12 protein-coding genes and 1 tRNA gene are annotated in these 11,500 nt (G+C 70.1%); 11 read left to right on the top strand and 2 right to left on the bottom strand.

Annotated elements, in window-relative coordinates; all coding sequences use genetic code 11:
* The first annotated feature begins 184 nt into the window (after positions 1-184).
* Genes ACFWJ8_RS11075 through ACFWJ8_RS11060 form a run of 4 tightly spaced genes read left to right on the top strand, consistent with a single transcriptional unit; the run spans position 185 to position 5,391 of the window.
* Entirely contained in the window at positions 185-1,546 is a 1,362-nt protein-coding gene (locus ACFWJ8_RS11075; protein WP_378811319.1) for a flavin monoamine oxidase family protein, read from the top strand.
* Positions 1,543-2,424: a universal stress protein gene (locus ACFWJ8_RS11070; RefSeq protein WP_378811317.1), complete on the top strand. Its 882-nt coding sequence runs from the start codon at positions 1,543-1,545 to the stop codon at positions 2,422-2,424. The genes ACFWJ8_RS11075 and ACFWJ8_RS11070 overlap by 4 nt, the downstream gene beginning before the upstream one ends.
* On the top strand, positions 2,421-3,989 hold the full coding sequence (locus tag ACFWJ8_RS11065; RefSeq protein WP_378811315.1) for an APC family permease: 1,569 nt from the start codon (positions 2,421-2,423) through the stop codon (positions 3,987-3,989). Before ACFWJ8_RS11070 ends, ACFWJ8_RS11065 begins: the two co-directional genes overlap by 4 nt.
* Before the next feature lie 40 nt (positions 3,990-4,029).
* Positions 4,030-5,391 carry an NAD-dependent succinate-semialdehyde dehydrogenase gene (locus tag ACFWJ8_RS11060; protein WP_378811314.1) on the top strand — a complete coding sequence of 454 codons (1,362 nt, stop codon included), beginning with the start codon at positions 4,030-4,032 and terminating at the stop codon, positions 5,389-5,391.
* 136 nt (positions 5,392-5,527) lie between these two features.
* On the opposite strand, the gene ACFWJ8_RS11055 is transcribed toward ACFWJ8_RS11060, so the two are convergent.
* Positions 5,528-6,142, bottom strand: a complete 615-nt coding sequence (locus ACFWJ8_RS11055; RefSeq protein WP_378811312.1) for a hypothetical protein — start codon at positions 6,140-6,142, stop codon at positions 5,528-5,530.
* Positions 6,143-6,205: 63 nt separating this feature from the next.
* Here ACFWJ8_RS11055 and ACFWJ8_RS11050 point away from each other — a divergent pair, with 63 nt between their 5' ends.
* The gene (locus tag ACFWJ8_RS11050; protein ID WP_378811310.1) at positions 6,206-6,643 is read left to right on the top strand and encodes a pyridoxamine 5'-phosphate oxidase family protein; all 438 of its coding nucleotides are present in this window, start codon (positions 6,206-6,208) and stop codon (positions 6,641-6,643) included.
* 16 nt (positions 6,644-6,659) lie between these two features.
* Here ACFWJ8_RS11050 and ACFWJ8_RS11045 read toward each other — a convergent pair whose 3' ends face one another.
* Positions 6,660-7,265, bottom strand: coding sequence for a TetR/AcrR family transcriptional regulator (locus ACFWJ8_RS11045; RefSeq protein ID WP_378811308.1), 606 nt, complete (start codon positions 7,263-7,265; stop codon positions 6,660-6,662).
* 64 nt (positions 7,266-7,329) lie between these two features.
* Between ACFWJ8_RS11045 and ACFWJ8_RS11040 the strand changes: the two genes are divergently transcribed.
* The 6 genes from ACFWJ8_RS11040 to rplA all read left to right on the top strand — a co-directional run bounded on the left by ACFWJ8_RS11040 (position 7,330) and on the right by rplA (position 11,425).
* Complete coding sequence (locus ACFWJ8_RS11040; protein WP_378811307.1) at positions 7,330-8,418, top strand: FAD-dependent monooxygenase; 1,089 nt, start codon at positions 7,330-7,332, stop codon at positions 8,416-8,418.
* 154 nt (positions 8,419-8,572) lie between these two features.
* Positions 8,573-8,645: transfer RNA gene (locus ACFWJ8_RS11035), tRNA-Trp, on the top strand.
* Positions 8,646-8,733: 88 nt separating this feature from the next.
* Positions 8,734-9,006: a preprotein translocase subunit SecE gene (gene secE / locus ACFWJ8_RS11030; protein WP_378811305.1), complete on the top strand. Its 273-nt coding sequence runs from the start codon at positions 8,734-8,736 to the stop codon at positions 9,004-9,006.
* A gap of 82 nt (positions 9,007-9,088) precedes the next feature.
* Positions 9,089-10,183: a transcription termination/antitermination protein NusG gene (gene nusG / locus ACFWJ8_RS11025; RefSeq protein WP_378811304.1), complete on the top strand. Its 1,095-nt coding sequence runs from the start codon at positions 9,089-9,091 to the stop codon at positions 10,181-10,183.
* A gap of 103 nt (positions 10,184-10,286) precedes the next feature.
* A complete protein-coding gene (gene rplK, locus ACFWJ8_RS11020; RefSeq protein ID WP_018172800.1) occupies positions 10,287-10,718 on the top strand; it encodes a 50S ribosomal protein L11 in 432 nt (143 codons plus the stop codon).
* Positions 10,719-10,732: 14 nt separating this feature from the next.
* Positions 10,733-11,425, top strand: coding sequence for a 50S ribosomal protein L1 (gene rplA / locus ACFWJ8_RS11015; RefSeq protein ID WP_378811301.1), 693 nt, complete (start codon positions 10,733-10,735; stop codon positions 11,423-11,425).
* Positions 11,426-11,500 lie beyond the last annotated feature (75 nt).

Raw genomic sequence — 11,500 nt, 5'->3', positions numbered from 1 at the left:
CCGGCCGGTTGTCTTCTCCCGGGGTGTGGGCCCGTGTTTTTTTCCGGGGCGCCCACGGGTCTGGGGGGGTAAAACTACCCCCCCCCGCCCGGGCGCCCCCCCCCCCGCCCCCCGGGCCCCCCGAACCACACGCAAGAAACCGCACGACGCGCGCCGGGCAGGCGCGCCCGACAAAGGAGTCCGAATGACCGAGCTGACCCGTGACGTCGTCATCATCGGCGCCGGCGCTGCCGGCACCACCGCCGCCAACGAACTGAAGAAGGCCGGCCTGTCGGTCGTCGTGCTCGAAGCCCGCGACCGCGTCGGCGGCCGCCTGTGGACCGACGTCATCGACGGCGCCATGCTCGAGATCGGCGGCCAGTGGGTCTCGCCCGACCAGGACGCGCTGAAGGAGACCATCGCCGAGCTCGGGCTGGAGACCTACAGCCGCTACCGCGACGGCGACAGCGTCTACGTCGGACCCGACGGCACGCTGCACCGCTTCACCGGTGAGATGTTCCCCGTCTCGCCCGAGACCGAGCAGGCGATCGCCGAGATCACCGAGCGCCTGGACGCCATGGTCGCCGAGATCGACCCCGACCGGCCGTGGGAGCACCCGAACGCCGCCGAGTGGGACGCCGTCACGTGGGACGCCTGGCTGCGTGCCCAGACCGACGACGACGAGGCCGTGCGCAACCTCGCGTTCGCGACCGGCTCGGCCATGCTCACCAAGCCCACGCACACGTTCTCGCTGCTGCAGTCGCTGCTGATGGCGGCCTCGGCGGGCTCGTACTCCAACCTCGTCGACGCGGACTTCATCCTCGACAAGCGCGTCGTCGGCGGCCTGCAGCAGGTCCCGATCCTGCTCGCCGAGCGCCTCGGCGACGACGTCCTGCTCGGGCACGCGGTCCGCACGCTGGAGTGGTCGGAGGACGGCGTCACCGTCCACGCCGACGGCGACCTGCACGTCCACACGCGCTACGCGATCCTCGCCCACGCCCCCGTGCTCTACGACCGCATCTCGTTCGTCCCGGCACTGCCGCGTCGCCAGCACCAGCTGCACCAGCACCTCTCGATGGGCTTCGTCATCAAGGTGCACGCGGTCTACGACCGCCCGTTCTGGCGCGAGCAGGGCCTGTCGGGCACGGCGTTCAGCCCCTACGAGCTGTCGCACGAGGCCTACGACAACACCAACCACGGCGACGAGCGCGGCACGCTCGTCGGCTTCGTCAGCGACCAGAACGCCGACGACCTGTTCACCCTGTCGGCCGAGGAGCGCAAGGAGCGCATCCTCGAGTCGCTGTCGCACTACTACGGCCCCGAGGCCAAGAACCCCGTCGTCTACTACGAGAGCGACTGGGGCTCGGAGGAGTGGACGCGCGGCGCCTACGCCGCCAGCTTCGACATGGGCGGCCTGCACCGCTACGGTGCCGACCTGCGCACGGCGGTCGGTCCGATCCACTTCGCCTGCAGCGACATGGCCGGCGCCGGCTACCAGCACGTCGACGGCGCGATCCGCATGGGTCGCTTCGCCGCGGCCAACGTCCTCGAAGCGGCACGACGGTGACCGCCCGGATCGTCGTCGGGTACACCGCGACCGACGCCGGCGCCGATGCCGTCGCGCTCGGCGCGCGTCTCGCGGTGGCCGCAGGCGCCGAGCTCGACCTCGTCCTCGTGCTGCCGGGCGAGGACCGCAGCGTCATCACCCCGCCCGACGCGAGCTACGACCGGTACCTGCAGGGGCAGGCCGAGACGTGGCTCGCCGAGGCGACGGCGACGATCCCGGATGCCGTCACCTCGAGGTCGCACGTCCGCTTCGCCGATTCGTTCGCCGAGGGGCTGGTGGTCGCGGCGCACGAGTTCGCGGCATCCCTCATCGTCGTCGGCGCCGCCAACGGCGGCCTGCGGGGACGCCACCGCCTGGGCACGGTCGCGAACGAGCTGCTGCACTCGTCGGACGTCCCGGTCGTGCTCGCCCCCGAGGGGTCGCGCCGCATGGAGGCAACCGGCATCACCCGCGTGACGGCCGCGATCGGCACCCGGCCGGGCGCCGAGGCGCTGCTCGACGCGAGCATCGCCCTCGCCTCCGCCACCGGCGCCGAGCTGCGCCTGCTGTCGCTGGTGTCGGTTGACCTGCCGGCCACGGTCGACACCGGCGTGATCCGCATCGCGGGCGCCGCGCACGCCGACGACGTCCTCGGCAAGGCACTGGACGCCCTCCCCGACGACGTCCAGGCCGACGTCGTCGTCGCCCGCGGCGACAGCATCGAAGACGCTGTCGCCCACCTCGGGTGGGAGCCGGGCGAGATCGCTGTCGTCGGCTCCAGCCGGCTGGCTCAGCCCCGGCGCCTGTTCCTCGGCTCGACGGCGGCGAAGATGCTGCACGAGCTCCCCGTACCGATGGTCGTCGTGCCGCGCACGCGCCAGGAAGGCGCGTCACGATGAGCGCTCCACAGAACTCCGGCGCCGCGGCGCCGCTCGCCCCCGCTTCCGGCGCCCACGCCGGCGAGCTGTCGAAGAAGGGCCTGAGCGCCGGCGCTGTCGGCGTCCTCGGCGCCGTCGTCATCGGCGTCTCGACGATCGCCCCCGCCTACACCCTCACGGCGTCGCTCGGCCCGACCGTCGCCGTCGTCGGCACGCAGGTCCCGGCGATCATCCTGGTGGGCTTCATCCCGATGCTGCTGACCGCGTTCGGCTACCGCGAGCTCAACCGCGCCATGCCCGACTCGGGGACGTCCTTCACGTGGGGCGTGCGCGCCTTCGGCCCGTGGATCGGCTGGCTGACCGGCTGGGGCCTCATCGCCGCCACCGTCATCGTGCTGTCGAACCTGGCCGGCATCGCCGTCGAGTTCCTGTTCCTGCTGATCTCGCAGCTGTCGGGCAACCCCGACATCGCCGAGCTGGCGTTCAACCCGATCATCAACGTGGTGGTCTGCCTGCTGTTCATGCTGGGTGCGACGCTCATCTCGTACCGCGACATGCAGACGACCCAGAAGTTCCAGTACGTGCTGGTCGGCTTCCAGGTCGTGGTGCTCGTGCTCTTCGCGGTCGTCGCGATCGTGAAGGCGGTGGACGGCGAGGCGCCCGATCCGACGGCGTTCTCGTGGTCGTGGTTCAACCCGTTCGAGGTGTCGTCGTTCAGCGCATTCGCCGCCGGCCTCTCGCTGTCGATCTTCATCTTCTGGGGCTGGGACGTCGTCCTCACCATGAACGAGGAGACCAAGAACCCGGCGAAGACCCCCGGCCGCGCCGCGATGCTGACGGTCGTCATCGTCGTGAGCCTGTACCTGCTGCTGTCGATCGGCCTCATCATGTTCGCCGGCGTCGGATCGACCGGTCTGGGGCTTGCCAACGAGGACATCTCGGCCAACGTCTTCTTCGCCCTGTCGGACCCGATCCTCGGGCCCCTCGCGTTCCTGGTGTCGCTCGCGGTGCTGTCGAGCTCGGCCGCCTCGCTGCAGTCGACGGCCGTCGGCCCGGCGCGCACCCTCCTGGCGATGGGCCATTACGGCGCCCTGCCGGCGAAGTTCGCGAAGGTGAGCCCGCGGTTCTTCACGCCCGGCTACGCCACGGTCGTCTCGGCGATCGTCGCCTCGGTGTTCTACGCCGTCATGCGCATCGTCAGCGAGAACGTCCTCACCGACACGATCCTGTCGCTCGGCATGATGATCTGCTTCTACTACGGCCTCACCGCGTTCGCGTGCGTCTGGTACTTCCGCAAGCAGTGGTTCGACTCGGCGCGGAGCTTCTTCTTCACGTTCCTGTTCCCGCTCGTCGGCGGTGCCATCCTCGCGGTGCTGTTCGTCACGACCCTCATCGACTCGATGGACCCGGCTTACGGCAGCGGGTCGAACATCGGCGGCGTCGGCCTCGTGTTCGTGCTCGGTGTCGGCATCATCGTCGTCGGCATCGTGATCATGATCTGGCAGGCGATCAAGCGTCCGGCGTTCTTCCGTGGTGAGACACTCAGTATCGACGCACCCGAAAGCCTTCGACGCGCCCGGCGCTGACCGGCAGACTGACCCCATCCCTTCGATCGGAGAAGCATCCATGAGCGACTACGCCGTCGTCAACCCGGCCACGGGCGAGACCCTGGCCACGTATCCGACCATCACCGACGAGGCCCTCGAGGCCGCGATCGCGGGGGCGGATGCCGCCTACCGCACGTGGCGGACGACCCCGGTCGCCGAGCGCGCTGCCGGCATCCGGAAGGTCGCCGATCTGCACCGCGAGCGTCGTGAAGAGCTCGCCGCGATCATCGTGCGCGAGATGGGCAAGCCGCTGGAGGCGGCGCTCGGCGAGGTCGACTTCGCCGCCGACATCACGCAGTACTACGCCGATCACGCCGACCGCATCACGGGCGACCAGCCGCTGGAGATCGACGGCGACGGCACCGCGGTGATCCGCCGCTCGCCGCTGGGCGTGCTCCTGGGCATCATGCCGTGGAACTTCCCGTACTACCAGGTCGCCCGCTTCGCGGCGCCGAACCTGGTGGTGGGAAACACCATCCTGCTCAAGCACGCCCCGCAGTGCCCCGAGTCGGCGGCCGCGATCGCGCAGCTGTACGCGGATGCCGGACTGGGCGGCGAGTACACGAACATCTACGCCACCAACGACCAGGCGGCCGCCGTGATCGCCGACCGCCGTGTGCAGGGCGTGTCGGTCACGGGCTCGGAGCGCGCGGGCGCCGCCGTGGCCGAGATCGCCGGGCGCAACCTCAAGAAGGTGGCGCTCGAGCTCGGCGGGTCCGACCCGTTCATCCTGCTGTCGACCGACGATCTGGACGCCACGGTCGAGGCGGCGGTCGCCGCCCGCCTCGACAACAACGGGCAGTCCTGCAACGCCGCCAAGCGGTTCATCGTGGTCGACGGCCTGTACGACGCGTTCCTCGAGAAGTTCACGGCCGCGATGGCCGGCGCGAAGGTCGGCGACCCGTTCGCCGACGACACCGTGCTGGGCCCGCTGTCGTCGCTCACGGCCGCAGAGCGCATCGCCGCGCAGGTCGACAACGCCGTGGCGCAGGGCGCGACGCTCGTCGCCGGCGGCGTCCGCGACGGGGCCTACTACCCGGGCACGGTGCTCACCGGCGTGACGAGCGACATGGACGCGTACCGCGAGGAGTTCTTCGGCCCCGTCGGCGTCGTCTACAAGGTCGCCGACGAGGACGCCGCGGTGGCGCTCGCCAACGACACGAGCTTCGGACTCGGCTCGTACGTGTTCACGACCGACGAGGAGCAGGCCGCCCGCGTCGCCGACAAGATCGACGCCGGCATGGTCTATGTCAACGTGGTCCTGGCCGACGAGCCCGCGCTGCCCTTCGGCGGCGTGAAGCGCTCCGGCACGGCCCGTGAGATGGGCTTCCTCGCCGCCGACGAGTTCGTCAACAAGAAGCTCATCCGCGTCGGCGTCTGATCGCGTTCCGCAATCGGTCGTTGAGCGAGCGAGGTGCGAGCGAGACGAAACGCAGTGCTGCACGAGCGACCTCGTGCAGCACTGCGTTTCGTCTTCGCGCGCCGGAGCGCGCTCCGCTCGACGACCGATAGCGGGTTCAGAGCCGGATGCGGGCCTCGACGAGCGCCTCGTCGGCCCACTGCACCTGCTGCGGCGTCCCCCAGCGGACGGCGGCATCCCGAGCCGTCTCGAACGAGGTGATGGCGTCGCCGACGCGTCCCGCGTCGAGCCGCCGCCACCCGGTGTTGTTGTGCAGCGCGACGCGCCAGCGGAGCGTGCGCGGATCGTCGACGGCGTCGAGCACCGCGAGCGCGGCGGCCGTCCACTCGTCGGCCTGGTCGGCGTCGGCGATCGCGAGCATGTGCAGTGCGTCGACGCGGACGAAGACGAGATCTGATCGGGATGCCGCATCCACCGCCGCGGTGAGGTAGGGGATCGCCGCGTCGGGGTCGCCGGCGGAGTTGCGCACGCGGCCGCGTTCGAGCGCCGCCCGTGCGGCGACGGCGTCGTCGCCGATGGCCACCGCATCCAGCGCCTCATCGGCCTCGGCGAAGCGGTCCTGCAGGCCGAGGGCGCGCGCGATCTGCGTCTGCAGCTCGGCGCGGACGCCGGCATCCTCCGCGTCGTCGGCGGCGCGCCGCAGCCGTGCTTCGGAGGACGCCGGGTCGGAGAAGTCCCACAGCTCGTCGAGCCGCGTCTGCGACAGGGTCATGCCCGAATGCTAACCCGCCGTCCGGGGGTGTCGTGCCGGGCGTCCAAGGGCGAGGATGGGGGTATGGCTGACACACCGGACCCCGTCGTCGCGCTCTCGGACGAGCAGTGCTGGGAGCGCCTGCGCGGGCAGGAGCTCGGACGGCTCGTCACCCACGTGGGGGACGTGCTCGACATCTTCCCCGTGAACTACGTCGTCGACGGCGCGACGGTGCTGTTCCGCACCGCGCAGGGGAGCAAGCTGTTCGAGCTCACCGTCAACGACGAGGTGCTGTTCGAGGTCGACGACCACACCGACACCGATGCCTGGAGCGTGATCCTGCGCGGCCGCGCGCACCCGCTCGACCGCTCCGCCGACGTCGAGCGCGCGGACGGGCTGGGGCTGCGTCCGTGGATCCCGACGCTCAAGTACACGTACGTGCGGGTCGAGCCGACCGCGGTGTCGGGACGCGCCTTCGAACGCGCCCCGGAGCCCGACCGGTACGGCATCCAGCAGTACTGAGCGAGGCCGGCAGGCGTCAGGTGCGCTCGGTCGTCCAGGGCGCCAACGCGTCGCCGACGGCAGCGGTCAGCGCAGCGTGCCGCTGGGCCTCCGTCATGCCCTCCGCCTCGCGCGCGACGGCGGCTGCGGCCGCAGAGGCCGCACCGACGAACGCGCCCACCAGCGCCGCCGCCTGCACGGGGGAGTAGCGGTCGGGGTAGGCGCGGTGCAGGGCGTCGCCGATGGCCGTCTGCGCGTCGGCGAGCCGGCGCAGCGCATGGCCGCGGACCGACGGCTCGCTCTCGACGAGGGCGACCCGCAGCGCGGCGCGGTCTCCGAGCAGGTCGGTGACCGCGATGTCGGCTCCTTGCAGCGCCCGGAGGAGGGCCGGGATGGGCTCGTCGTCCCCGGCACGCTGCTCGAGCGCGTCGACGGCCAGGCGGACGCGCTCGTCGGCGTCCGGGAAGAGCAGGTCGTCCTTGGTCGCGAAGTAGGTGAACGCGGTCCGTGTCGAGACGCCGGCAGCGGCGGCGATGTCGGCAACGGTCGTCTCGGCATACCCGCGCTCGCGGAACAAGCGGTCGGCGGCGTCGACGAGCTGTCGGCGCGTGCGTTCGCGCTTCTGTTCGCGCAGTCCCGTCATCCCCGCAGACTAGCGCACGAATTGCACGTGGTGCAGAAATACACTGAGTGCTAATCTGCAGTGCATGCAGAAATATCGGATCCTCATCGTCGGCGCGGGGATCGCGGGAGCGGCCGCCGGAGCACTGCTCGGACGCAGCGGGCACGACGTGACCCTCGTCGAACGCAGTGCGGGCGTCCGCTCCAGCGGCAGTCCTGTCGACATCCGAGGGGAGGCGCTCGGGGTCGTTCGCGACCTCGGACTCGAGGCCGCCGCTCGCGAACGCGACACCGGAGCCCGCACGCTCGCGCTGGTGGGGCGCGACGGCCGCCCGTTCACCACCATCGGGATGCGCGGCGACCCCGCCGACATCGAGATCGCCCGCGTCGACCTGGCATCCGTGCTGGCCGGTGCGGCGGCGGAGGTCGCCGAAGTGCGGTTCGACGACACCTTCGCGGACCTGGCTGCGGATGCCGGCGGCGTCGGCGTGCGGTTCGCCTCAGGCCGGCACGCGCGCTTCGACCTCGTCATCGGGGCCGACGGACAGAACTCCGCGACCCGCCGCACGCTGTGGGGTGTGGATGCCGCCTACCGGCGTGCGCCGCGCCTGGCCATCGCCACCGCGCCGCTGTCGCTGGAGATCGAGGATCCACGCGTGGTGACGATGTACAACGAGCCGGGTGTCTCGCTGACGATTCATCCGGCCGGCGGTCGGCCGGGCGTCGCCTTCATCTTCCGGACGGCCGACGCGCCCGCCGACCGCGCGGCCCAGATCGCGCTGCTGCGGCGCCGCTACGCGTCCACCGGGTGGCGCGCCGCCGAGTTCCTGGCCGCGCTGGACGACGTCCCCGACCTGTACTTCGACCGCGTGCGTCGTGTGGCCGCGCGCTCGTGGGCGCACGGCCGAGTGACGCTGCTCGGCGACGCGGCGTCGAGCCTCACGATCCTCGGAGAGGGATCCAGCATGGCGATCCTCGGGGCGCGCACACTCGATCGTGCGCTGCGGGAAGCGCCGGACGTGCCGGCCGCGCTCGCCGCGTACGAGGCCCGTCACCGGCCCGTCGTCGAGCGGGCGCAGAGCGGCGCCGCGCTGGGTGCGGCGTTCCTCGTGCCCGCCGGAGCGGTCGGACTCGGCATCCGCGATCTCGTGGCCCGGGCGCTGCGGCGGCTCTGACGGCCGCCTCGGTTCGCGGGGCCCCCGGGCATGCCGTACACTTGATCGTGCAGTTGAAGTCTGCATTCTTTCGCTGTGCCTGCTGGTCAGGAACAGCGCTCCCCGGTCGGACGACGGGGGAGGAGTGCGGGTTCAGCGAGACCCCCGGGTCTCTAGGGCGGTAGCTCAATTGGCAGAGCAGCGGTCTCCAAAACCGCAGGTTGCAGGTTCGATTCCTGTCCGCCCTGCGCTCAGCGCAACATCGGCAGGTCCGATGGTTGACAAACACAGTGTGCCGATCCGTGTCGGCTCACGGAAGGTAATCAGGTGGCATCGATGGTTCAGGACGAGCCGAAGGGCGAAGTCGTCCCCGCTGAGGGAACGACCGCGCCTCGCGAGAAGAAGCCCAACGTCTTCGCTCGCATCGCCCTGTTCATCCGCCAGGTCTTCGCCGAGCTCCGCAAGGTCGTCACGCCGACGCGCCAGGAGCTGCTGAAGTACACCTTGGTCGTGCTCGGCTTCGTCGTCGTGATGATGGCGCTCGTCTACGGCCTCGACGTGCTGTTCGTGTGGATCACGGCGAACGTCTTCGGAGTGCCCGGCTCCTGATCCCGAGCGCCCCGGCTCGCGCCAGGGGCATGACACGGGCGGACCGCAGGTCCGGCAGCGGACGGAACGGAAGAGAACTCACGTGACGGAAAGATATTCGGACGACGCGGATTGGGCGACGGCTGCCGAGCAGTCGTCGGAGGACGACGAGGCTCAGGAGGGCAACGTCCTCGCCGCCGAGGAGCACTCGGTCGAAGCGGCCGAGCATCTCGCGATCCACGTGGTGGACGACGAGGACGCGGACGACTCCGACCTGGACGACATCGACATCGACGACCCGGAGGCCGACGCGATCGTGAACGACGCACTGAACCTGGACGAGGCTGCGGAGACCGAGGCGGCCGCCGAGGTCATCAACGACTCCATCGCCGAAGAGGTCGCCGAGCTCGAGGCCGAGGCCGCGGACGAGGTCACCCCCTACGACGGTCCCGACGTGAACGGCGACGACGACGAGCCCGTCCTCGACGAGGACTTCGTCGCCGAGGTGGATGCCGCCGCCGCGGTGGTCGACGACGTCGAGGCCGACGAAGAGGCCGACGAAGAGGCCGACGACGACGAGGACCCGTACGAGGCGTTCCGCCTTGAGCTGCGCACCCTTCCGGGCAAATGGTACGTCATCCACTCGTACGCCGGCTTCGAGCGCAAGGTGAAGGCCAACATCGAGCAGCGCAAGTCGACGCTCGAGGTCGAAGAGGACATCTACCAGATCGAGGTCCCGATGGAGGACGTCGTCGAGATCAAGAACGGGCAGCGCAAGATGGTCACGCGCGTCCGGATCCCCGGCTACGTGCTCGTGCGCATGGAGCTCAACGAGGACACCTGGTCCGTCGTGCGTCACACGCCCGGCGTCACCGGCTTCGTGGGCAACGCGCACAACCCGACCCCGCTGCGCTTCGAAGAGGCCTTCAACATGCTGAAGAGCCTGGTCGAGGTCAAGGAGGTCGCTGCCGCGAAGGGCGGCGCCGCCAAGAAGGGTCAGCCCGCGGCCGCGCGCGTCATCGCCGAGGTCGACTTCGAGGTCGGCGAGACCATCACGATCAAGGAAGGCTCGTTCGCGGGCCTGCCCGGCACGATCAGCGAGATCAAGCCCGAGAGCGGCAAGCTCACGGTCCTCGTCTCGCTCTTCGAGCGCGAGACCCCGGTCGAGCTGTCGTTCGACCAGGTCACCAAGCTCTGACACAGACTTCCCGGGTATCGTCCCGGGAGAACCGCTGTCCGGAGATGCCGGACGTGCGGGAGAAGGGATGCCCCTGGCATCCGTTCGATGAAAGGAAAGAAGAATGGCACCGAAGAAGAAGGTGACCGGCCTGATCAAGCTTCAGATCAACGCCGGTGCAGCCAACCCGGCGCCGCCGATCGGCCCCGCGCTCGGTCAGCATGGCGTCAACATCATGGAGTTCTGCAAGGCGTACAACGCCGCGACCGAGTCGCAGCGCGGCAACGTCATCCCCGTGGAGATCACCGTCTACGAGGACCGCAGCTTCACGTTCATCCTGAAGACCCCGCCGGCCGCTGAGCTCATCAAGAAGGCTGCGGGCGTCCAGAAGGGCTCGAAGACGCCTCACACGGTCAAGGTCGCCAAGCTCACCAAGGAGCAGGTGCGCCAGATCGCCGAGACGAAGATGCCCGACCTGAACGCGAACGACATCGAGGCCGCCTCGCTGATCATCGCCGGCACCGCCCGTTCCATGGGCATCACGGTCGAGGACTGAGGGGAATAACGACTATGGCTACCAAGTCCAAGGCCTTCCAGGCTGCTGCCGCCAAGATCGAGGCGGACAAGTTCTACACCCCGACCGAGGCTGTCGCCCTCGCGAAGGAGACCGGTTCGGCGAAGTTCGACTCGACCGTCGAGGTCGCGCTCAAGCTCTCGGTCGACCCGCGCAAGGCGGACCAGATGGTGCGCGGCACCGTCATCCTCCCGCACGGCACCGGCAAGACCGCCCGCGTCATCGTGTTCGCGACGGGTCCGGCCGCTGAGGCCGCGATCGCCGCGGGCGCCGACGAGGTCGGTGGCGCCGAGCTCATCGAGAAGGTCGCCGCCGGCTGGACCGCGTTCGACGCGGCCGTCTCGACGCCCGAGCTCATGGGCCAGGTCGGTCGTCTGGGTAAGGTGCTCGGCCCCCGCGGCCTCATGCCCAACCCCAAGACCGGCACCGTGACCCCCAACCCGGCCAAGGCCGTGGAGGAGATCAAGGGCGGCAAGATCGAGTTCCGCGTCGACAAGCACGCCAACGTGCACTTCGTCGTGGGCAAGGCGTCGTTCTCGGCCGACCAGCTCGACGAGAACCTCAAGGCCGCGCTCGAAGAGATCGTGCGCCTGAAGCCCTCGAGCTCGAAGGGCCGTTACATCCAGAAGGGCGCCGTGTCGACCACGTTCGGCCCCGGCATCCCGCTGGACGTCAACGCGCTCGTCTGACGCTTCGACAAGCTCAGCGACCGCAAGGTCGCAGCGCAAGGGGCCTCACCTCCGGGTGGGGCCCCTTCGTCATGC

Source organism: Microbacterium sp. NPDC058389 (assembly GCF_042722305.1).
Taxonomy (GTDB): domain Bacteria; phylum Actinomycetota; class Actinomycetes; order Actinomycetales; family Microbacteriaceae; genus Microbacterium.
The sequence above is the reverse complement of the archived record's forward strand: the minus strand, read 5'-3'. Positions and strand labels throughout refer to the sequence as shown.

What these genes read in the sequence shown, in the direction of transcription:
- ACFWJ8_RS11075 (WP_378811319.1), top strand. Translation starts at nt 185, where the DNA reads ATGACCGAGCTGACCCGTGACGTCGTCATCATCGGCGCCGGCGCTGCC.
- ACFWJ8_RS11065 (WP_378811315.1), top strand. Translation starts at nt 2,421, where the DNA reads ATGAGCGCTCCACAGAACTCCGGCGCCGCGGCGCCGCTCGCCCCCGCT.
- ACFWJ8_RS11060 (WP_378811314.1), top strand. Translation starts at nt 4,030, where the DNA reads ATGAGCGACTACGCCGTCGTCAACCCGGCCACGGGCGAGACCCTGGCC.
- ACFWJ8_RS11055 (WP_378811312.1), bottom strand. Translation starts at nt 6,142, where the DNA reads ATGACCCTGTCGCAGACGCGGCTCGACGAGCTGTGGGACTTCTCCGAC.
- ACFWJ8_RS11050 (WP_378811310.1), top strand. Translation starts at nt 6,206, where the DNA reads ATGGCTGACACACCGGACCCCGTCGTCGCGCTCTCGGACGAGCAGTGC.
- ACFWJ8_RS11045 (WP_378811308.1), bottom strand. Translation starts at nt 7,265, where the DNA reads ATGACGGGACTGCGCGAACAGAAGCGCGAACGCACGCGCCGACAGCTC.
- ACFWJ8_RS11040 (WP_378811307.1), top strand. Translation starts at nt 7,330, where the DNA reads ATGCAGAAATATCGGATCCTCATCGTCGGCGCGGGGATCGCGGGAGCG.
- secE (WP_378811305.1), top strand. Translation starts at nt 8,734, where the DNA reads ATGGTTCAGGACGAGCCGAAGGGCGAAGTCGTCCCCGCTGAGGGAACG.
- rplK (WP_018172800.1), top strand. Translation starts at nt 10,287, where the DNA reads ATGGCACCGAAGAAGAAGGTGACCGGCCTGATCAAGCTTCAGATCAAC.
- rplA (WP_378811301.1), top strand. Translation starts at nt 10,733, where the DNA reads ATGGCTACCAAGTCCAAGGCCTTCCAGGCTGCTGCCGCCAAGATCGAG.